The sequence below is a fragment of the Ascidiimonas meishanensis genome (genome assembly GCF_037782385.1).
GTDB lineage: Bacteria > Bacteroidota > Bacteroidia > Flavobacteriales > Flavobacteriaceae > Ascidiimonas > Ascidiimonas meishanensis.
On the sequence record NZ_JBBEXD010000003.1, the window covers coordinates 391,787 to 412,505 of the forward strand.

Consider the following 20,719-nt stretch of genomic DNA (forward strand, 5'->3'; position numbering starts at 1 on the left):
AAATGATAGTCATTGGACACAGAGGTGCCATGGGTTATGAAACCGAAAATACATTGGCATCCATACAGAAAGCTTTAGATTTTGAAGTTGATGCAATTGAAATTGATGTTTTTAGGATCAAAAGCGGTGAAATTGTTGTTTTTCATGATGATACGGTAGACCGGTTAACCAATGGAACGGGTAGTATTGAAGAGATGAATATAATTGAAGTGAAAAATCTTCAGCTCATTGGAGGACATCAAATTCCGTTACTACAAGAGGTGTTAAAATTGATAGATGGCAAGTGTAAACTTAATATAGAACTCAAAGGAAAAAAAACTGCAGGCAAAGTTCAACATATAGTAAGCTATTATATGGATAAAAAAGGTTGGAATAAAGAAGATTTTATTATTTCCAGTTTTGAATGGGATGAATTAAGAGATTTTAGAAGCCTAGATCAGCAAATGGCTATAGCAGTATTGACTGAAGATGATCCTTTGAAGGCTCTTGCGGTGGCAGAAGAACTAAAAGCGGTTGCTATTAACCCTTATTATAAAAATATTGATGCAGAAACGGTAAATCAAATTCATAATAAAGGATATAAGGTATATCCCTGGACTGTAAATGAAGAAGTTGATATTAAAAAAATGAAAGAAATAGCAGTAGATGGGATTTTTACAAACTTCCCAGACAGGGCATTAAACAACTAAGAATGTCAGACACCCATTTTTTCGATTTCATTGAGGGCATGCCAAAAGCAGAGCTACATCTTCATATTGAAGGTAGTTTTGAGCCTGAGTTAATGTTTAAAATAGCACAAAGAAATCAGGCATCCATACCTTATAAAAATGTAGAAGAAGTAAAAAAAGCTTATAAGTTTACCTGCCTTCAAGATTTTCTGGACATCTATTACGCTGGAGCTGGTGTACTCCAAAATGAAATAGATTTCTATGAGCTTACCATGGCGTATCTTCAAAAATGCCATGAAGAACATATTACACATGCAGAGATAATGTTTGACCCTCAAACCCACACGCATAGAGACATTCCTTTTGATACAGTTATAAAAGGTATTCAGAAGGCAAGGGAAGAAGCTAAAAGCAGATGGGGCATTAGTACAGAACTCATCATGAGCTACTTAAGGCATCTAACAGAAGAAGATGCTTTTGTGACACTTAAAGAGTCTTTGCCATATAAATCGCTTATCAAAGCGATAGGGCTAGATTCTTCAGAAAAAGACAATCCACCCGCTAAATTCACAAAAGTTTTTGAGGCGTCTTGTAAAGAAGGTTATGTGCCTTTGGCACACGCTGGAGAAGAAGGTTCAGCTGCCTATATTTGGGAAGCTTTAGACGTACTTAAAATAAAGAGGGTTGACCATGGTAATAACTGCCTTGAAGATCAACTATTAATGAAAAGGCTTGCTGATGAAAAGATAGCCCTTACTATTTGTCCTTTGTCTAATACGGCTCTTAAAGTAGTAGATGAGATGGGAAATCACCCCCTAAAAAGACTTATGGACGCAGGTATAGTTGTGACTGTGAATTCAGATGATCCGGCTTATTTTGGAGGGTATCTAAATGCTAATTATAAAGCAGTTCAGAAAGCGCTAAAATTATCTAGAAACGACTTAATTACGCTTGCTGAAAATTCTTTTCAATATTCTTTATTAAGTGATGATTTGAAAGCCACAAAAATTACTGAACTACACAACTGGGTTAAAAATCACACTTTCTAATGGTGAAGCATAATACCAACTTTGATGTAGTAATTATTGGTGGTGGTGCAGCCGGGTTTTTTACGGCAATTAATCTGGCAACGCAAAGGCCAGATTATAAGATTGTTATTTTAGAAAGAGGAAAAGAGGTATTGAGTAAAGTGCGTATTTCAGGTGGGGGTCGTTGCAATGTAACCCATGCCGAATTTGTGCCAGATGAGCTCGTTAAAAATTATCCAAGAGGAGAAAAAGAACTTAAAGGTCCGTTTCATACTTTTTGTACAGGTGATACTATAGACTTTTTTGAAAAAAGAGGGGTTAATCTTAAAATTGAAGAGGATGGGAGGATGTTTCCGGTAACAGATTCATCAGAAACCATTATTAATTGTTTTTTGGAAGAAGCAAGTAAACTAGGAATCAAAATATTTAAGGGATGTGCTGTGAAAGATTTTAAATTTAAAGAAGGCCAATGGCAAATAGATAGTACCCACACAAAACTAAGCTGCGATAAACTGATTTTGTGTACCGGAAGCAATCCTAAAATATGGAACCTACTGAGTAATCTTGGTCATAAGATCATTCCGCCAGTTCCTTCTTTGTTTACATTTAATTGCCAAGATCACAGGATTAAAGGTTTGGCAGGGGTAAGCACAAACGCAACTATTAAAGTTGAAATAAAGGATAAAGCAAAACAAAATTCCCCGCAAATACTAGAAACTGAAGGCCCCTTGTTAATTACTCATTGGGGAATGAGCGGACCTGCAGTCTTAAAGCTTTCTGCATGGGGTGCCCGAGCATTAGCAGCTTCTAATTATGAGTTTTCAGTTAAGGTAAACTGGCTGTATGATATCGGTTATGAAGAATGCATTTCATTATTAGAAAAATTGCGTAGAAATGATTCTAAAAAAATGATTCAGACTTCTAAACCTTTTCAGCTCCCTAAAAGATTATGGGTGTCACTTGTTCAATTTTGTCATATTAACTCGGAAAAGAGATGGGCAGATCTGTCTAATAAAAATCTTCAAAATTTAGCTGTTGAGCTTACACAGGGAGTTTTTGAGATTCGAGGGAAAAGTACCTTCAAAGAAGAATTTGTTACGGCAGGTGGTGTTGCTTTAAATGAGATTGATTTTAGAACGTATAGCAGTAAAAAAGTATCAAATCTTTATTTTGCCGGAGAGGTATTAAATATTGATGCGGTAACAGGAGGGTTTAATTTTCAAAATGCCTGGACAGGAGCATTTATTGTAGCAAAATCAATTGCGGAAGCGGGTTAAATGCATGCTATTTAATTCAACTGCCAAATCTTGAAATTTAGTAATGTAGCAAAACAAACCCAAAGTAAATAAGGTATCATTAGATAGGCAGCAGTTTTACTTACCACCTTAAACCATTTTATAGTAAGTAGAATAAGAACTAATAAAACTAGAATCACCCCCAAAGCCCATAAAGGTTCTTTAAATCCGAAAAAAACGATACTCCAAAGTGCATTGAATAAAAGTTGAAATCCAAAATGGTACAAAGCAGTCTTTACCCAGATGTGATAAAAACCTCTAATCCATACAATTCCTGCTGCTACTCCCATCATAATATAGAGAACAGTCCATACAGGAGCAAATAACCAGTTTGGTGGATTAAATGATGGTTTGTTAAGAGTTACATACCAGTCGCCAACAGAACTTTGAGTAGCAAATCCTGATAAAAAACCAATTAGCAGGCAAACTACTACAGATAGGATTATTTTAGTAATTTTTTTGGACATACTTCGTTGATTATTCCAATGAGTTTATCGGGCTCATCAACGTAAAAATATAACTTTTTAAACAATTTCCTAGTACCGTATGGCTTTAACAAAGTTTCTTTGTTTTTTAAAGTGACTAAAAGATTATGGGATTCCGTATCTCCTAATAAACCTATTTTTTCAATCCCATCTATTTTTAAAAAAGAAGCGGTGTTTTTTTGGATAGATTCAATACTTTCAAGAGGGATAGAAGTTTCCATAAAAATCCCATAACGTATGATAAGAGTACCATCTTCAATACTAATAGGCCGTTGTAAAATTGCTTTGATATGAGCAAATAATTGTAAAATTAAATAGATACTTGAGCCAGTAAATATCCACGCAATTATTGCATTCCATTTTATTAAGAAAAAATGAAACCCTAAAGTTTCTGCTATGGCAACTAAAATTAACGCACAAAAAAGAGAGATACTCCCATTATTATAGCTAGTAAATAGATAGTTTGTAGGTTTAACTTTCTTCCAACTTAGAAAGCCATAGTAGAAAACACTTAATTCTGTGGTCAAAGCTCCTGCTACATATTTGTTTGAAAATGTGTTAGCTACACTTTCTCTAAGTACCTGCATTGCATCTGGATAGCGTTGAGGTTGGCTAGAAAGTAACTTTCTGAATTGATATATTTTAAAAAGTAGTAGTGAAAATACGGTGAGTTCAACAATAGGAATCACTATATGTTTTAATTGTTTAATAAAGGGATGAAAGTTTTGGGGCAAAATCCATCCCGCTAAAAATAAACCTATAATAGCAAACGTAATTGTGCTTAGGTTTGGGATGTTTCGTTTTCTAATGAATAAAAAATAAATAAATGGAATGGTGATTGTAAGATCTGTGAGAATTGCATAGCCTAAATATGATGATTCTTGTATGAGTGCAATTCTAGACAGGACCACCAAAAATATAACTAATAAAATAGGGGTAGCTACTACTTTAACACTTTCCAAGAACATAGTTTTTTGAGTCATAAAACAAGCTTTTCATATAGGTCTCAAAGAATGTTTTTTTGTTACAAAAATGGCGTTGAGAATCTTGTATATTTGTCAAAATTTTTTTCTCAGAGATTTAATTATGGATTTCACCTCAAAATACAATCCTTCCTCAACCAACATTAGTGGTAGTTTTACATGGAAATCACCTAGCAACATCGCCTTAGTAAAATACTGGGGTAAAAAACCTGTTCAGATTCCTGCTAATCCTTCAATTAGCTTCACTTTAGATGCCTGTGCCACTAAGACCAAACTTTCATTTTCAAAAAGAAAGAAAACTACAGAACCGTTTGATTTTGAATTGCTATTTGAAGGAAAAAACAGAGAAGACTTTAAACCAAAAATCACTAAATTTTTAGAACGAATTGAAAAATTTATGCCTTTTGTAAGAGATTTTCATTTCGTGATTGAAACATCTAATTCTTTTCCACATAGTAGCGGTATTGCTTCTTCAGCAAGTGGAATGAGTGCGCTGGCTTTATGCTTGATGAGTATAGAAAAGAAAATGCTACCTGAGATGTCTGATTCTTATTTTAAACAAAAAGCATCTTTTCTAGCACGTTTGGGTTCGGGGAGTGCAAGTAGAAGTATAGAAGGCGGATTAGTAACTTGGGGCTTGCATGAAATGCTTCCAGATTCTTCTAATGATTTTGCGAGTACCTATCCTTTTGAAATACATCCGGTGTTTAAGAATTACCACGACACCATACTTTTAGTAGATAAAGGGGAGAAAAAAGTAAGCAGCACAGTAGGGCATGATTTAATGCACAATCATCCATTCGCAGCCTCCAGATTTAAACAAGCCAATGATAACTTATTTAAATTAAAATCGGTACTAAAATCAGGAGACTTAGCATCTTTTATGGCAATAGTAGAAAGTGAGGCTTTAAGTTTACATGCTATGATGATGACCAGCATGCCTTATTTCATTCTCATGAAACCTGCTACTATGCAAATAATTGAAAAAATATGGGAATTTCGTAAAAAAACAGGACTTCCGGTTTGCTTTACTTTAGATGCGGGTGCCAATGTACATGTACTGTATCCAGAAACAGATTATGTGAAAATTTACGAATTTATTAAGAATGAGTTAGTTGCTTATTGTCAAAACGGACACTATATTTGTGATCGCGTTGGTCAAGGAGCAACTTTACTAACAAAAGAATAAGATTGCACAAGGATTAGTAATTATGTATATTTAATTGTTTATAGAATAGATCGTTGAATACAAATGGTATTTAATCTAGTCTCTATAACAACCCAAAACTTATGAAAGGACCATTATTTTATTCCAAGATACTTCTCTTCGGGGAATATGGTATCATAAAAGATTCCAAAGGTTTATCTATCCCTTATAATTTTTACAACGGTGCTCTAAAGCTAGATGGAAATGAAAGTGAGCAGGCAATAGATTCTAATAGGAGCCTTTCTAAGTTTGTTGATTATCTTCATAATCTTGAATTAGATCAACCAGGTTTGGTTTCTTTTGATTTGGAGACACTTCGCAAGGATGTAGATGCAGGCATGTACTTTGATAGTAGTATTCCACAAGGATATGGTGTAGGCAGTAGCGGAGCATTGGTTGCAGCTATTTATGATAAATACGCACAAGATAAAATTACTGTACTTGAAAACCTGACCCGTGAAAAACTACTTAAATTGAAATCAATTTTTGGGGCTATGGAATCATTTTTTCATGGTACATCTTCAGGATTAGATCCTTTAAATAGTTATTTAAGTATTCCAATTCTCATAAATTCTAAAAACAATATAGAAGCAACGGGCATACCTTCTCAAAATAATGAAGGTAAAGGAGCAGTCTTTTTGTTAGATAGCGGTACTACCGGAGAAACAGCACCTATGGTTCAGATTTTCATGGAGAATATGAAACAGGATGGTTTTCGTAAAATGATTAAAAATCAGTTTGTAAAACACACGGATGCCTGCGTAGACGATTTTCTAACAGGTGATTTTAAAAATTTATTTGGAAATCTTAAAAAACTCTCTAACGTTGTTTTTGATAATTTCAAACCCATGATTCCCTCTCAATTTCACAAGCTTTGGGAAAAGGGAATTGAGACCAATGATTATTACCTGAAACTTTGTGGTTCTGGTGGAGGAGGTTATATTCTTGGGTTTACGCAAGATATTGATAAAGCAAAAGAAGCCCTAGAAGGCCATAAGCTAGAGGTAGTCTATAACTTCTAATAGCCACTAATGCTCAGTCGCAGAAACAAGCTTATCGTTTTAAAGTTTCTGAGCCTATTCTCGGTAATTCGCGGTTATAATGTATTGGTAATAGTCATTGCACAGTACTTAGCATCTATTTATATTTTATCTTCAGATTTACCTGTAAATGAGGTGGTTTTTGACTTAGATTTATTTGCAATAGTAGCAGCCTCCGCTCTTGCTATTGCCTCTGGTTATATTATAAATAGCTTTTATGATGCCGAAAAAGATTTAATCAATAAACCTGCAAAATCTATGTTGGACAGGTTAGTGAGTCAGAATACAAAATTGTCTGGATATTTTGTCTTGAACTTCCTTTCGGTGATTTTTGCAAGTTATGTTTCTTTCAGAGCCGTACTTTTTTTCTCTGCTTATATCTTCTTGATCTGGCTGTATTCGCATAAGCTAAAAAAGCTCCCTTTTTTAGGAAATCTTACCTCAGCGTTGTTAGCAATTGCTCCGTTTTTTGCAGTTTTTATTTATTATAAAAACTTTGAAACGGTTATTTTTGTGCACGCTACGTTTCTGTTTTTACTTATATCTACAAGGGAATTAATTAAAGATCTTGAAAACCTAAAGGGAGATTTAGTTCACGGATATCAAACAATACCAGTAATATACGGAGAAGGAATTTCCAAATTATTAATTACCGCGCTAGTAGCTCTTACTTTTATTCCTACCTATCTTTTAATACGTTTTTTTGAAATAGGATATATGGGCTATTATTTTTATGCTTCTGGAATCTTACTAGGTATTTTTTTACTATTGCTAGTGAAATCTAAACAACGCATTGATTATATTATTCTTCACAATATTTTAAAAATAATCATCGTATCTGGAGTCTTTAGTATTTTATTAATAGACATTCAGTTAGTACTTAATAGAATTTTATAATATGACAACTTCATTAACAATTGGGATGGCACAAATTGCTCCGGTTTGGTTACAGAAAACGGAGACACTTCTAAAAATAAAAGATGCGATAACTGAGGCTGCTAATAACAAGGCAGAATTAGTTGTTTTTGGAGAAGCACTATTACCAGGGTATCCTTTTTGGATTTCTATTACAGAGGGCGCTAAGTTTAACTCTAAGATACAGAAAGAACTTCATGCCCATTATGCTAGAAATGCGGTGGTGATTGAAGAGGGTGATTTAGATGAGGTATGTAACTTAGCAAGACAGTTAAAAGTAGCCGTATATCTGGGAGTTATAGAAAGAGCTCACAATAGAGGTGGGCATAGCTTGTATTGTTCTTTGGTTTATATTGATCAACATGGAGTAATGCAATCTGTACATAGAAAATTACAACCCACTTACGAAGAAAGACTTACCTGGGCGCCAGGTGACGGTAACGGATTAAGAGTACACAAATTAAAGAAATTTACTGTCGGGGGTCTAAACTGTTGGGAAAACTGGATGCCTTTGCCAAGAACAGCAATGTATGCACAAGGTGAAAATTTGCATGTAGCGGTATGGCCAGGAAGTGATTTTAATACAAGAGATATCACCCGTTTTATTGCTAGAGAGTCTAGAAGTTATGTGATTTCAGTTTCCAGTTTGATGCGCATCACTGATTTTCCCGAAGCAACACCTCATCTTGATTTGTTGAAAAAGAGATCACCTGAAATCTTGGCTAATGGAGGCTCTTGTATTGCCGGTCCAGACGGAGAATGGATTATATCTCCCGTTTTAAATAGGGAAGGTGTTATCCTTAAAACAATTGATTTTAAAAGAATTTATGAAGAACGCCAGAATTTTGATCCTTCAGGTCATTACTCAAGACCAGATGTAACACATCTCTCAGTAAACAGAGAAAGACAAAGCGTTGTTTCTTTTAATGACCATTAAGCCAACCATGATTTTAGGTTTTATGTTAGAAGATAAGTTATCTTTGTACAAATTATTTTAATGAGTAGATCAGATAAGTCAGGAGATAGAAAGCCATCAGGAAGACAGGGAGGTAATGCACGAAAGAAAAGTTATGCAAGAGGAAATGCACCATTTTCCAAAAAGCATACTGGCGTTCCTTCCTCTAAAGTTTCTGACGAAATTAGACTTAATAAGTACATCTCTAATTCTGGAATTTGTTCAAGAAGAGAGGCCGATATTTATATAGCATCAGGTAATGTGACTGTGAATGGAAAAGTTGTGGACGAATTAGGCTACAAAGTAAAGCGAACAGACAAAGTACGTTTTGATGGTAGATTGATTAATCCAGATAGAAAAGAGTATATCCTTCTCAACAAGCCCAAAGGTTTTTTTACAGCTATGAAAAATGAGAAAGGAAGTCGTACCGTAGCAGATCTAATAGCGAACGCTACAGAAGTAAAAATAGCTCCTGTAGACCGTTTAGAACGTGCTACTTCTGGATTATTACTTTTTACAAATGACGCTGAACTTACTCGTAAACTTACCAATCCAGCAAAAAAGGTAAGGATGATCTTTCATGCAGAACTCAATAAAAATTTTGCAAATGATGACCTTAAAAAGATGCTAGAAGGAGTGGTGTTGGAAGAAGGTCCTGTTGCTATTGAAGACATTAGTTTTATTGATGGCGCACCTAGAAAAGAAATTGGAATTAGAATTGAAGGTGGATATAGCGGATTAATAAGAGGGGTGCTTGAAAAACTTGGTTACGAAATAGTAAGGTTAGATCGCGTTGTTTATGGAGGTCTCACCAAAAAAGATCTCCCAAGAGGAAATTGGCGTAAATTGAGTAAACAAGAGATAATTAATCTTGGAATGATCTAGTTGTGGAAATTTCTTGATTATACATTTTAATTCTTATTTAACCTGAGTTCAATGTAAAAAGAACTACTTTTTCTATAGTTTTCTTCTTTTCCGCTAAAAATACCTCTGGTAATCAAAGGTTCATGAATTCCTTAACGGAAAATAGAAATAATATGAACTAAAAGCGCTCCCTACTTGCTTCGGGATTCTTTTGTTTTCCCCGCGCCGCCTAACTGCTTCACTAAAAACAACTGCTAGCTGTTTTCTTTACATTCGCCCCTGTGCGAGCAAAGAAAATGAAAGTAATAATCTAAAAATAAGATTGTTAGATTAAAATGGTGTAAAATTTTCGAGATTATATTTTATGGAGGTTATATCGAACTCCTTTAGATTTGATTTATAATAAATATGTGAATCACATTAGTATATATAGTGTTTGATTGCTTCTTGATAAAATGTGGTGGCTTCTTCTGATGTAATACCAGAAATTGCCATTGCAATTCCTTTCCAATCTTCATGATAATACTTTCCTTTCTTAATTTTAATTGATATGGGTAAGTCAATAGGATTGTGTCCTTTATAGCCACTTACATACAAATAAAAATCATCAATTATAGAATCAGGAAGTGCCATTCCTAAACCAATACCAATCTCATTACTATACTGGAAATACACGGCAGAATCAAAGTGATGCGGCCAAATGCGAATGGGAATATTCTGATTGTTACTTTGCAATACCTTTTCAAGTGCTTCCTGAACCAGATCTCGTTGTGTAATTAATTGCTCAGTTTCTTTACGAGGAGGCTTTAGGAAAATGGTATCCTCAGTAATATTTTCATAAGGAAGCTCATAATGTAGCTTGTATTTATAAGGCTTAGTAAGACCAGCTTCTTTTGTTGATTTTTGAATCCAATAAATCACTTCTTCATGAGATTTTCCATCAAGGAGTACTGAGTTTTTATAGCCAAGATCGTCTTTTAAAATCAGAGAAAATGATTCATAGTCTAAAGAAAGTATCGCATTATTATGATTCAGTGGATGGGTATGTAGTGCCTTATTCTTCCAACCAAAGTTGGTGTGGCTATCATCATCTTTAGAGGTCAAGAAACTAATGGCAGTGGTTGCTAAATATTGAGATGTTATATGAAATACTTTTACCATTATATAGAGATTCCGGCATAACGAATACCTGTTAATTTATGAATGTTCTGATCAAAAGTGGAAAGATCCTGAAGATTGAATTTTGAAATATCGTCATAGCCACAAGCCCTTGAAACCACTTTGATGAGGTTATTGGTTGCATCAAAGAAGTTGTAAAGCTGCTTGGCTGAGGCATCAACAATAAGCCTATTCCGTAAAGATTCTTTTTGAGTAGCAATACCTACCGGACAGTTATTAGAGCCACAGGCACGCATGCCTAGGCATCCTATTGCTTGTAAAGCTGAGTTGGATACTGCAATAGCATCTGCACCTAGCATTAATGCTTTTGAGAAGTCTTCTGCAACCCGTAAGCCACCTGTAATGACTAGTGTAACATCTGTTGCGCCTGTTTTATCTAAATATTTTCTAGCTCTTGCCAAAGCTGGGATAGTAGGTACGTTAATATGATCTCGCAATATGGTGGGCGCCGAACCAGTTCCGCCACCACGGCCATCCAGAATAATGTAGTCTACTCCTACATCTAGTGCAAACTGAATGTCGTTTTCAATATGACTTGCTGCAATTTTGAATCCTATTGGAATTCCACCTGTTCGTTCTCTTACCTTATCTGCAAAGTCTTTAAAATCTTGTACACTATTAAAATTAGGGTTTGCTGCAGGTGAAATAGCGGTCTCACCTTCTTTCAAACCTCTCACCTCTGCAATTTCTGCACTTACCTTGTTACCCGGTAAATGACCCCCAGTTCCTGTTTTGGCACCTTGACCAGCTTTAAAATGAAAAGCCTGAACATTATCTAATTTATCCCATGAAAAGCCAAACTGTGCCGATGCCAGCTCGTAAAAGTACTTTGAGTTGTTTTGTTGTTCTTCCGGAAGCATACCACCTTCGCCAGAACAGATTCCTGTTCCTGCCATTTCTGCTCCTTTAGATAAAGCAATTTTTGCTTCCCTAGATAAAGCTCCAAAACTCATGTCTGAAACAAATAAAGGAATGTCTAATTCTAATGGTTTTTTAGCTTTTGGACCAATAATGACTTTGGTAGTAACTTCTTCATGATCCAGTAGAGGTCTGCTTGCTAATTGAGCAGGTAAAAATTGAATATCATTCCATTTGGGTAATGTATTCCTATCTACCCCCATGGAGGCAGAAAACCCATGATGCCCTACGTTTTTGAGTCCGTTTTTGGCTAATTCTTTAATATAACCAGTAAAGGGTTCAGTTTCTTCTGGATGCGTATCTGCGTAGGTACCCAAATAATCTTCTCTGTTAAAAGGCTGTGGGTGTACCTTTTCAAAATCTGCTATCTCATTTTCATCTACCAATAAGGAATCACCTTCTATAAATTCTTTAAACTTATAAAGTTGTTCGTCATTATTGTATTCGCTAATTCCAGTATCATATCTATAATCCCACCCATGAACCCCACAGATTAGATTTTGTCCATCAATATGGCCATCTGCAAGTAAAGCTCCCCTGTGGTGACATCTGCCATAAAGAACAGAAATTCCTGCTTCGTGTTTTATAATTACGAGATCGGTGTTGTTGACTAAGGCATAAGAAGGTTGTTTAAGAGTAAGATTTGAAATTTTAGCAATTTCAACTTTGTTAGAAGTCATTTGGTTGGTTTTGGTTAACTTATTGGGTTTAAAAATTTTGACGTAATAGCATCGTAAAAATTACAAATTCTTTATGAAAATATCACACTACTCTGAATAAAAGATAAGTTATGAACCCAAACAACATCTGGTTTTTTAGACTCTTTTTGAATTCGTTTAAAGTTTACACTAAGGAATTACAATTGCGTTCTAACAAATTTTTTAACATTATTCATTCAATTGTAGGAATTCAGTATTTTCTTTCAATTCTCGTCTTTGTCATAGATATTTAGGAAAGTTATTAATAACGGTTGAGACTTTAATTATTGTTACAATGGTTATATCACCTTTGTATAAATCCAAATAATTTAAATGGGCCAATTTGATCTTTTGTTTGCCACTGTTTTAGGAGTTGGAAGCCTGCAAGGTGTTATTCTAACGTTTAGTTTAGTTTTTTTTAAAAAGTTACATCACATAGCAAATCGGTATTTGTTAGCGCTTAGTGTTGTGCTTTCTTTACTGTTATCCAACAATTTCATAATCGCAAGTGGGTATTATGTTAAGTTTCCACATTTAATATTTGTTGTCTATCCTGCTGCTTTATTGATAGGACCTTTTTTTTATTTGTATGTCTTGTCTCTTCTCAATCCTAAAAGAAAATTTAGACTTTACGATGTACTTCATTTTGTTTGGTATTTATATTTCTTGTTTGAGCATCGTAAATTCTTAATTCTTGCTCCTGAATATAAGATTAAGGCAGCAGAATATTTCTTTTATAGTGATCAGCTATTGAATATGGCTGTTCATCCTAAGGTAGTTTTAAGTAGGATTGTGATGGTATTGTACGCTATTGCTTCTTTGTATATTTTAAAAAATAAGATAAAACAACAAAAGAACTGGTCTTCAAGTGGCAATTTATTATACCTTAATAAGTTTAAATGGATTGGTTATTTATATTTGGGATATACTATCTTATTTATGTTAGGGCATTTATACTCCTTCTTTTTTAAGATGACCATTGCACGTTATGAGGTCTATAATCATTTACTAAATTCAGTGATCATATTATTTCTTAGTATAATTGCTCTCAATCAACCAGAGCGACTTATTTTTAGTATAACACCAAATAATGGGTCAAAAAAAACAAATGAGTCAAATGGTTTGGTTATCTATAATTTAAAGAAGTTCATGCAAGATTCAAAGCCTTACTTAAATCCAGATTTAAAGTTGCATGACCTTGCAGGTTTAATGAATACATCATCACATGTCTTGTCTACGCTAATTAATACAGAACTAAAGGTGAATTTTTTTGAATTTGTAAATCAATACAGAGTAGAAGAATTTAAGAATAGAGTTGCTTCAGGCGATAATAAACGCCTTACTTTATTAGCAATTGCTTTTGATGTTGGTTTTAATAGCAAAGCTACGTTTAATCGCATTTTTAAAAAGAATACAGGAATGTCGCCAAGTGAGTATTTAAAACAGTTAAAATAGGTCTCAACTTCTTATATTGAGACTACGGTTAGTTTAAAAGATTTTAGTATTGCTGTAAACTAAAATCTAAAAATTATGTATTTAAAAACTTACAAAAAGTATTTTTTATTATGGGGCCTTTTAATCTTTATTTTAGGTTGTTCTAGTATGGATGATGGAGATAAAGAACCGTCAGATTCAATCAGTTTTGTTTCCTTTGAGGCTTTAGATAGAGAGAATCTAGGTAATGGAGCTGATGTTTATATAAATTACTCAATTGCCAGTGATGTTTCTTTAATAAAAGAACTCAGACTGCTAGTCAGTAAGACTACAATTTCTATTGAGGAGGCAATTCAAGTTACAAATCCAAATTATGGTGTTCTTACAATTTCAGAATCAAATCAGGAAATGCTATCAAAAAATCTTTCTGATATTGAAGGAAACTTGGTTAATGAAGATATAAACTATTATGTTTACATACTTGGGATTTTGAAGGATAGTGAAGCTTCACCCGAATTATCACCTGTAGCAGAACTTATGTTGGTTAATGAAATAGCTGTAACAACTCCTAAGTTGAGCGGATCTTTTTTTGCCATGGAAGATATTGTGATTGATAGTGAAGGTACATTATATGTTAATGGGGGAGGAATTAATCAAGATTTATTATATAAAGTAACCAAAGATGGTGAAAGCTCTGTTTTAAATAATAAAATGAATTTTGGTGTAGGGATCACTTTAGATGATGAGGGAAACATCTATACATCTAGTTTTACAAGTACGGTAATAAAAAAAATTACACCAGAAGGTGAAGCCACTGATTTTGTTGTAGATACTAGGCTCGTAGGAGGCGGTGGACTTACTTTTGATGCAAACGGTAATTTGTTTAATTGTTTCTATTCTAGTACTAAACTTTTTAAAATAACAGCAGGATTAGTAGAAGAATATACTACAAGTACACTTTTTAATGGACCTGTTGGTATCACTTATGTTCAAGAGCAAGATAAATTATATGTCTCTAGCTTTAATGACGGAAAGATTTTTGAAATAGGTTCAGATAGTTCTATAAAAGAGATTGCAGATACACCAGCATCCATAGGGCATTTATCTTATGCAGATGGTTATTTTTATGTTACGGGATATATTGAGAACAAAGTATACAAGGTTTCGTTAGAGGGTGTTGTAGCAGCAACAATAGGTACTGGTGCATTCAGTGAACTAGATGGTACTGCAGATAAAGCAACTTTTTCACAACCAAATGGTATTGAAGTGACTCCTGATGGGAAATATGTATATGTAACACAAGGAAGTGGTACACTAAGAAAAATCATTTTGGAAAGGGAAAATTAGTTTTATTTAGGACCTTTTTTTTAGATTAAAGCTATAAAAAATGTATTTAGCTGAATTTTTGAACTAGATCTAGGTTGATTAAAGTATATGATGTTTGTTTAAATTTTAGAGTTAAAAATTGCATAAAATGTAAGATTAAAACTACAATTTATTGTATTTTCGGATGAGTCAGTTAAAGCTAATCGTACCATGAAAAAAAGAAACCTTAAAAATTTGAGTTTAAAGAAGAAGGTAATATCTAGTTTAGATGTTAATGTTCATAATATTAAAGGAGGAAGTTTAAGACAAGACACCTGTCCGGGCTATGGTATAACATCTGTTAGGCCGTACGTTTGCAAGATTCAATGCGAATCTTAAAAGCTAGTGGATTTATTCAAATTGTGGATAGATAATTAATCAGAATCTATCCACTCCTTATTTATGTAAGTCAAAGTGCCTTAGACATTTTTGTCTTAATACCTTGTAGTCCTAAATTCCCCAAACTGCCCAAATGAGTGTGTTTAATATCTCTTTTAGGCTTAAAGATGCCTGATTGTATTTCAGCTCCCATCTTTTTATATGCCTCTCTAAAAGGCATCCCTTGAAGTACCAACTCATTTAAGGTATCTACACTAAAAAGATAGTCGTACTTAGGATCTTCCAGAATTTCTTGGTTGACTTTTATTTCTTTTAAACTAAAAGCAAGTATTTCAAGACAAGATTTAAGTTCTTGAATTGCAGGTACAATAATTTCTTTTACCAATTGTAAATCTCGATGGTAACCACTTGGTAAATTATTGGTAACAGCAATAAGTTGTGCCGGAATGGCTTGTATTTTATTGCATTTGGCTCGAATGAGCTCAAAGACATCAGGATTCTTTTTGTGGGGCATAATGCTAGAACCTGTAGTTAATGCATCAGGAAAAGAAATAAAATTAAAATTCTGACTCATATACAAACAAATGTCCATTGCAAGCTTAGATAGGGTAGCGGCAACACTACTCATTCCAAAAGCAGTAGTTTTTTCTACTTTACCCCTGCTCATTTGTGCAGCCACTACATTGTACTTCAGCGTGTCAAAATTCATTTCAGCAGTAGTGAATTCACGATCTATTGGGAAAGAACTTCCATATCCTGCAGCACTTCCTAAAGGATTCTGGTCTGCTATTTTATAAGCCGCATTAAGCAGGTATACGTCATCAACTAAACTTTCTGCATAAGCAGAAAACCATAAGCCAAAGGAAGAGGGCATTGCAATCTGTAAATGGGTATAACCAGGTAATAAAACGGTTTTGTGCTTATCTGCCAATTCAATTAATAGGTCAAAGAGTGATTTCACCAAATCTTTTATTTCCTGAATCTCATTTTTCAGGTATAAATGCATGGCAACCAGCACCTGATCATTTCTGGAGCGGGCAGAATGTATTTTTTTCCCAGTATCTCCTAGTTTTTGAATGAGCAGAAACTCAATTTTGGAATGCATATCTTCAAAATCGGTTTCAATGGTAAATGAACCCTTTTTAATACTTTTTCCTATTTCTTTTAACTCATGCACCAATGCTTTTCCTTCATCTATAGAAATAAGCCCTACTTTAGCCAACATGTTGGCATGTGCAATAGATGCAATCACATCATATTTGGCAAGAAGCAAATCAAGTTCCCTATCGTTACCTACCGTAAATTGATCTATTTTTTCATTGGTTGGTATGCCTTTATCCCAGAGTTTCATAATGGTATCGTTTAATTATTTTTAACTAGCTGTTTTGTAATATTACAATTAAGAGTTCTCCTTTAGGTTATTCTTATGTAATTAAAACTTGTTCCAGTAGTTTAATATAGATGTCAATTCCTTCTTCAATCTCTTTTACATAAATATATTCATCTGCTGTATGTGAACGTGTTGAATCGCCCGGCCCTAGTTTTAAAGAGGGACAGCTTAAGACTGCCTGATCTGATAAGGTAGGAGAACCATAGGTGCTTCTTCCTAATTTTTTCCCCGCTAAGACTAGTGGATGATTTTCTGGAATTGACGATGAATTTAGACGTAAAGACCGTGCTTTTATCTCACTGCATGGTGATTCTTTACTCAAAATTTCTGCTATTTCAGTATTGCTATATTGATCGTTTACCCGAACATCAACAACTAAACTCGTTTGAGCTGGTACTACATTATGCTGACTTCCAGCACTTATCTGAGTAACCGTCATTTTCACCTCACCAAGTACAGGCGAGATTTTTTGAAAGGTATAATCTTTAAACCATTGCAATACCTCAATTGTATTATAAATACTATTGTTGTTATTAGGATGAGCCGCATGACTTGGAGTACCTGAAACAATGGCATCAAAAACTACAAGGCCTTTTTCTGCGATGGCAAGATTCATTAAAGTAGGTTCACCAACAATAGCTACATCAATTTCAGGAAGCAAAGGTAGTACACTATTGAGTCCGTTAGGTCCAGAACTTTCTTCTTCTGCCGAAGCTACAATTACAAGATTATAATTGAGCCCTTCTTTTTCATAATAATAAGTAAATAGCGCAATTAATGATACCAGACATCCACCAGCATCATTACTTCCTAACCCATAGAGTTTTCCATTTTCAATATGTGCCTGAAACGGATCTTTGGTATAAGCTTTATTCGGTTTTACGGTATCGTGATGGGAATTGAGTAGTAGAATAGGTTTAGAATCATTATAGTGTTTGTTAAACGCATAAATATTATGCCCAGCTCTTTTAAAGGGAATATTATAATGCTGAAACCATTTTTCTATGATCGCCGCTGTTTGATCTTCTTCTGATGAAAATGATTGTGTATTAATCAATTGATGCAGGAGGTCTAATGCGTGCTTAGTGAGTGTTTCCTGATTCATAATTGTAAACTTAGTTTAGTAGCAATTGGATTTTTTTTAGTGATCATTTTTTCATTTCCAAGAAAAACAGTTTGTACTTTGTTCTCTAATGCATGGAAACAATTTTGAAGCTTTGGTAACATACCATCCGCTATTATTCCATCTTCCAGAAGACAGGTATATATTTCTTTATCAATCATTTCAATTACAGAATTTTCATCATTGAGATCTCTTAATACTCCATTTTTCTCAAAACAATAAAATAATTGTGTTTCGTAATGTTTGCTAAGAGCAATAGCTATTTCTGCAGCCATTGTATCTGCATTGGTGTTTAATAATTGTCCTTTTTGGTTATGAGTAATTGGGCATATTACCGGCGTGATATTTGCCTGTAGAAGTGTTTTCAAGGCCAAATCATTTACGCTGTCAATATCGCCTGCAAAACCATAATCTATATCTTTAACAATACGCTTATGCGCTTGAATTATATTGGCATCAGCTCCAGAAAGTCCTAGTGCATTGCAACCATATTTTTGAAGATTAGCCACCATATTTTTATTGACAAACCCACCATAAACCATGGTAATTATTTCAAGGTTTTTTTCATCTGTAATACGTCTTCCATTTATCATTTTAGCTTCAACACCCAATCTTTTTGCTAATTCAGTAGCGATTTTACCACCACCGTGTACCAGTATTTTTAATCCTTCAATGGATGCAAAATCTTGAAGAAAAGCTTGCAGCTTTTTTTCATCTGAAATAATATTCCCTCCAATTTTTACAATCTTAATTGTTTGCTTATCCATTTTCCAGTATTTTTTTAAGAACAGTCATGGCGGCATACGTTCTGTTATTTGCTTGTTGCAATACCAATGATGTATTGCTGTCTAGAACAGCGTCTGATACGATTATATTTCTTCTTACTGGCAGACAGTGCATAAAATGAGCCTTATTGGTGAGTTCCATCTTTTTAGCAGTTACCATCCATTTTGAGTCTTGCTCCAGTACTTTTCCATATTGATGATAAGAACTCCAGTTTTTGGCATATATAAAGTCTGCTCCTTTAAAGGCTTTATCTTGATCGTATTCAATTAGACTATTTTGAGTCAATGCGGGATTGAGTTCATATCCTTTAGGATGTGTGACAACAAAATCAACATTCATTTTTTGCATCATCTGTACAAAAGAATTAGCTACTGCATGTGGTAATGCCTTTGGGTGTGGCGCCCATGTAAGTACAACTTTGGGTTTTTCAATTTTTTGATGCTCTTGAATAGTAATTGCATCTGCTAAGGCTTGCAGTGGATGGGCTATGGCACTTTCCATATTTACTATGGGCACAGAGGCATACTTTTGAAAGCTTTTGAGCATGAGTTCAGATTCATCTTTATGCTTATCTGTAAGGCTTGCAAATGCGCGAATAGCTATAATGTCACAGTATTGAGATAGCACCCCCGCAGCTTCTTTAACATGTTCTGCCTTACCACCATTCATCACGGTGCCATCTTCAAATTCTAATGCCCATGTTTCACTAGAAACATTCATGGAAAGTATTTCCATTCCTAACATTTTAGCTGCTTTCTGAGTGCTTAAGCGGGTACGTAAACTAGGATTAAAGAAAAGCATACCTAAGGTTTTATGCTTTCCCAAATTTTCAAAAGCATATGGGGCTGCTTTTAGCTCCTGTACTTCTTTCAACCATTTGGGTAAATGGTCTATGGACTGAATATTCAAATAGTCTTTCATCCTAATGCAGTTTTTAAGGCTTCAAAAAATGTATCTAAATGTTTGGTTGTAATACAAAGAGGAGGAAGAATACGCAATACGTACTTGTTCTTGGCGCTTCCGGTAAAGATATGATGTTCATAAATGAGTTTCTTTCGAAGTTCTGCAACCTCAAAATCAAATTCTAACCCCAGCATTAAACCTCTTCCTTTAATATTTTTTACAGCACCAATTTCTTTGGCTTTCTCTCTAAAGTAGGTTTCTATTTGTAGGGCATTCTCCATTAGTTTGTCTTTCTCTAGTACTTCCAAAACCGCTAAAGAAGCAACACATGCCAGATGATTACCGCCAAAGGTGGTACCTAACATTCCGTATGTTGCTTTGATGTTTGGATGAATCAAAATACCTCCCACCGGAAAACCATTACCCATGCCTTTCGCCATTGAAATAATATCTGGGATCACTGCATATTTTTGGAAGGCAAAAAAATTACCTGTCCTTCCAAACCCTGCTTGAACTTCATCGGCTATTAAAAGTGTACCATACTTATGACAAAGACAGTTCATTTCTTCATAAAAATCTTTGTGGGCTTCATCTAATCCGCCAACTCCTTGTATATACTCAATAATAACAGCACATACATCTTGTTTTGCCAATTCGGTTTCCAGAGCTTCTATGTCCCCGAGAGGGAGAAAGGTTACTTCCTGTTGTAGATTGATGGGAGCATTGATTGCAAGATTATCAGTAGTAGCTACCGCTGCAGATGTTCTGCCATGAAAACCATTTCTAAATGCAATTACTTTGGAACGATTGGTTACAAACGAAGCTACTTTTAAAGCATTTTCATTGGCCTCTGCTCCAGAATTACATAAAAAAAGCTGGTAATCGTCACATTCAGATAACTTTCCAAGTTTTTCTGCTAATTTAATCTGTAATGGATTTTTTATAGCATTACTATAAAATCCCAATTTCTTTAATTGATCACTCACACTATTTACGTAGAATGGATGGGAGTGACCAATAGAGATTACCGCATGGCCTCCATAAAGATCTAAATATTGGGTGCCTTTATCATCATAAACATACATGCCCTCTCCTTTAACCGGAGTAATATCGTATAATGGATATACATCAAATAATTCCATAC

The 20,719-nt window shown here is 34.5% G+C and carries 19 protein-coding genes; 10 read left to right on the forward strand and 9 right to left on the reverse strand.

From position 1 onward, the window contains the following. The first annotated feature begins 2 nt into the window (after positions 1-2). Genes WBG07_RS06755 through WBG07_RS06765 form a run of 3 tightly spaced genes read left to right on the forward strand, consistent with a single transcriptional unit; the run spans position 3 to position 2,973 of the window. Positions 3-689 carry a glycerophosphodiester phosphodiesterase gene (locus WBG07_RS06755; RefSeq protein ID WP_340199781.1) on the forward strand — a complete coding sequence of 229 codons (687 nt, stop codon included), beginning with the start codon at positions 3-5 and terminating at the stop codon, positions 687-689. Between the two features lie 2 nt (positions 690-691). Further along, complete coding sequence (locus WBG07_RS06760) at positions 692-1,717, forward strand: adenosine deaminase (protein ID WP_340199783.1); 1,026 nt, start codon at positions 692-694, stop codon at positions 1,715-1,717. After that, complete coding sequence (locus WBG07_RS06765; protein WP_340199785.1) at positions 1,717-2,973, forward strand: BaiN/RdsA family NAD(P)/FAD-dependent oxidoreductase; 1,257 nt, start codon at positions 1,717-1,719, stop codon at positions 2,971-2,973. Before WBG07_RS06760 ends, WBG07_RS06765 begins: the two co-directional genes overlap by 1 nt. An 11-nt stretch (positions 2,974-2,984) precedes the next feature. Here the strand turns inward: WBG07_RS06765 and WBG07_RS06770 are convergent, their stop codons facing one another. Then, entirely contained in the window at positions 2,985-3,458 is a 474-nt protein-coding gene (locus WBG07_RS06770; protein ID WP_340199787.1) for a TspO/MBR family protein, read from the reverse strand. After that, positions 3,434-4,459 (reverse strand): hypothetical protein, encoded by a 1,026-nt coding sequence (locus WBG07_RS06775; protein WP_340199788.1) that lies wholly within the window; start codon positions 4,457-4,459, stop codon positions 3,434-3,436. The genes WBG07_RS06770 and WBG07_RS06775 overlap by 25 nt, the downstream gene beginning before the upstream one ends. 103 nt (positions 4,460-4,562) lie before the next feature. On the opposite strand from WBG07_RS06775, the gene WBG07_RS06780 reads away from it, so the two are divergent. The 5 genes from WBG07_RS06780 to WBG07_RS06800 all read left to right on the forward strand — a co-directional run bounded on the left by WBG07_RS06780 (position 4,563) and on the right by WBG07_RS06800 (position 9,461). Then, positions 4,563-5,648 carry a diphosphomevalonate decarboxylase gene (locus WBG07_RS06780; protein WP_340199790.1) on the forward strand — a complete coding sequence of 362 codons (1,086 nt, stop codon included), beginning with the start codon at positions 4,563-4,565 and terminating at the stop codon, positions 5,646-5,648. Between the two features lie 101 nt (positions 5,649-5,749). Further along, on the forward strand, positions 5,750-6,688 hold the full coding sequence (locus WBG07_RS06785) for a mevalonate kinase family protein (protein WP_340199792.1): 939 nt from the start codon (positions 5,750-5,752) through the stop codon (positions 6,686-6,688). Positions 6,689-6,697: 9 nt separating this feature from the next. Beyond that, positions 6,698-7,603 carry a geranylgeranylglycerol-phosphate geranylgeranyltransferase gene (locus WBG07_RS06790; RefSeq protein ID WP_340199794.1) on the forward strand — a complete coding sequence of 302 codons (906 nt, stop codon included), beginning with the start codon at positions 6,698-6,700 and terminating at the stop codon, positions 7,601-7,603. Between the two features lies 1 nt (position 7,604). Then, positions 7,605-8,558, forward strand: a complete 954-nt coding sequence (locus WBG07_RS06795; protein ID WP_340199795.1) for a carbon-nitrogen hydrolase family protein — start codon at positions 7,605-7,607, stop codon at positions 8,556-8,558. Between the two features lie 60 nt (positions 8,559-8,618). After that, complete coding sequence (locus WBG07_RS06800) at positions 8,619-9,461, forward strand: pseudouridine synthase (protein WP_340199796.1); 843 nt, start codon at positions 8,619-8,621, stop codon at positions 9,459-9,461. Positions 9,462-9,860: 399 nt separating this feature from the next. Here the strand turns inward: WBG07_RS06800 and WBG07_RS06805 are convergent, their stop codons facing one another. Then, complete coding sequence (locus tag WBG07_RS06805; RefSeq protein WP_340199797.1) at positions 9,861-10,601, reverse strand: hypothetical protein; 741 nt, start codon at positions 10,599-10,601, stop codon at positions 9,861-9,863. Continuing rightward, a complete protein-coding gene (locus WBG07_RS06810; RefSeq protein ID WP_340199799.1) occupies positions 10,601-12,217 on the reverse strand; it encodes a glutamate synthase-related protein in 1,617 nt (538 codons plus the stop codon). The genes WBG07_RS06805 and WBG07_RS06810 overlap by 1 nt, the downstream gene beginning before the upstream one ends. Positions 12,218-12,568: 351 nt before the next feature. Here WBG07_RS06810 and WBG07_RS06815 point away from each other — a divergent pair, with 351 nt between their 5' ends. Both WBG07_RS06815 and WBG07_RS06820 read left to right on the forward strand, forming a co-directional pair. Then, on the forward strand, positions 12,569-13,690 hold the full coding sequence (locus WBG07_RS06815) for a helix-turn-helix domain-containing protein (protein WP_340199800.1): 1,122 nt from the start codon (positions 12,569-12,571) through the stop codon (positions 13,688-13,690). 75 nt (positions 13,691-13,765) lie between these two features. Next, a complete protein-coding gene (locus WBG07_RS06820) occupies positions 13,766-15,016 on the forward strand; it encodes an NHL repeat-containing protein (protein WP_340199801.1) in 1,251 nt (416 codons plus the stop codon). Between the two features lie 427 nt (positions 15,017-15,443). Here WBG07_RS06820 and argH read toward each other — a convergent pair whose 3' ends face one another. The 5 genes from argH to WBG07_RS06845 all read right to left on the reverse strand — a co-directional run bounded on the left by argH (position 15,444) and on the right by WBG07_RS06845 (position 20,717). Continuing rightward, entirely contained in the window at positions 15,444-16,724 is a 1,281-nt protein-coding gene (argH, locus tag WBG07_RS06825; protein WP_340199803.1) for an argininosuccinate lyase, read from the reverse strand. Positions 16,725-16,797: 73 nt separating this feature from the next. After that, the gene (locus tag WBG07_RS06830; RefSeq protein ID WP_340199805.1) at positions 16,798-17,868 is read right to left on the reverse strand and encodes a M20 family metallo-hydrolase; all 1,071 of its coding nucleotides are present in this window, start codon (positions 17,866-17,868) and stop codon (positions 16,798-16,800) included. Further along, complete coding sequence (argB, locus tag WBG07_RS06835) at positions 17,865-18,653, reverse strand: acetylglutamate kinase (protein ID WP_340199806.1); 789 nt, start codon at positions 18,651-18,653, stop codon at positions 17,865-17,867. Before argB ends, WBG07_RS06830 begins: the two co-directional genes overlap by 4 nt. Beyond that, positions 18,646-19,593 (reverse strand): N-acetylornithine carbamoyltransferase, encoded by a 948-nt coding sequence (locus WBG07_RS06840; protein WP_340199808.1) that lies wholly within the window; start codon positions 19,591-19,593, stop codon positions 18,646-18,648. The genes argB and WBG07_RS06840 overlap by 8 nt, the downstream gene beginning before the upstream one ends. Further along, on the reverse strand, positions 19,590-20,717 hold the full coding sequence (locus WBG07_RS06845; RefSeq protein WP_340199810.1) for an aspartate aminotransferase family protein: 1,128 nt from the start codon (positions 20,715-20,717) through the stop codon (positions 19,590-19,592). The genes WBG07_RS06840 and WBG07_RS06845 overlap by 4 nt, the downstream gene beginning before the upstream one ends. Positions 20,718-20,719: the final 2 nt, after the last annotated feature.

Excerpts from the sequence above, each read along its gene's own strand:
- WBG07_RS06755 (WP_340199781.1), top strand. The coding sequence starts at position 3 with ATGATAGTCATTGGACACAGAGGTGCCATGGGTTATGAAACCGAAAAT.
- WBG07_RS06760 (WP_340199783.1), top strand. The coding sequence starts at position 692 with ATGTCAGACACCCATTTTTTCGATTTCATTGAGGGCATGCCAAAAGCA.
- WBG07_RS06765 (WP_340199785.1), top strand. The coding sequence starts at position 1,717 with ATGGTGAAGCATAATACCAACTTTGATGTAGTAATTATTGGTGGTGGT.
- WBG07_RS06770 (WP_340199787.1), bottom strand. The coding sequence starts at position 3,458 with ATGTCCAAAAAAATTACTAAAATAATCCTATCTGTAGTAGTTTGCCTG.
- WBG07_RS06775 (WP_340199788.1), bottom strand. The coding sequence starts at position 4,459 with ATGACTCAAAAAACTATGTTCTTGGAAAGTGTTAAAGTAGTAGCTACC.
- WBG07_RS06780 (WP_340199790.1), top strand. The coding sequence starts at position 4,563 with ATGGATTTCACCTCAAAATACAATCCTTCCTCAACCAACATTAGTGGT.
- WBG07_RS06785 (WP_340199792.1), top strand. The coding sequence starts at position 5,750 with ATGAAAGGACCATTATTTTATTCCAAGATACTTCTCTTCGGGGAATAT.
- WBG07_RS06790 (WP_340199794.1), top strand. The coding sequence starts at position 6,698 with ATGCTCAGTCGCAGAAACAAGCTTATCGTTTTAAAGTTTCTGAGCCTA.
- WBG07_RS06795 (WP_340199795.1), top strand. The coding sequence starts at position 7,605 with ATGACAACTTCATTAACAATTGGGATGGCACAAATTGCTCCGGTTTGG.
- WBG07_RS06800 (WP_340199796.1), top strand. The coding sequence starts at position 8,619 with ATGAGTAGATCAGATAAGTCAGGAGATAGAAAGCCATCAGGAAGACAG.
- WBG07_RS06805 (WP_340199797.1), bottom strand. The coding sequence starts at position 10,601 with ATGGTAAAAGTATTTCATATAACATCTCAATATTTAGCAACCACTGCC.
- WBG07_RS06810 (WP_340199799.1), bottom strand. The coding sequence starts at position 12,217 with ATGACTTCTAACAAAGTTGAAATTGCTAAAATTTCAAATCTTACTCTT.
- WBG07_RS06815 (WP_340199800.1), top strand. The coding sequence starts at position 12,569 with ATGGGCCAATTTGATCTTTTGTTTGCCACTGTTTTAGGAGTTGGAAGC.
- WBG07_RS06820 (WP_340199801.1), top strand. The coding sequence starts at position 13,766 with ATGTATTTAAAAACTTACAAAAAGTATTTTTTATTATGGGGCCTTTTA.
- argH (WP_340199803.1), bottom strand. The coding sequence starts at position 16,724 with ATGAAACTCTGGGATAAAGGCATACCAACCAATGAAAAAATAGATCAA.
- WBG07_RS06830 (WP_340199805.1), bottom strand. The coding sequence starts at position 17,868 with ATGAATCAGGAAACACTCACTAAGCACGCATTAGACCTCCTGCATCAA.
- argB (WP_340199806.1), bottom strand. The coding sequence starts at position 18,653 with ATGGATAAGCAAACAATTAAGATTGTAAAAATTGGAGGGAATATTATT.
- WBG07_RS06840 (WP_340199808.1), bottom strand. The coding sequence starts at position 19,593 with ATGAAAGACTATTTGAATATTCAGTCCATAGACCATTTACCCAAATGG.
- WBG07_RS06845 (WP_340199810.1), bottom strand. The coding sequence starts at position 20,717 with ATGGAATTATTTGATGTATATCCATTATACGATATTACTCCGGTTAAA.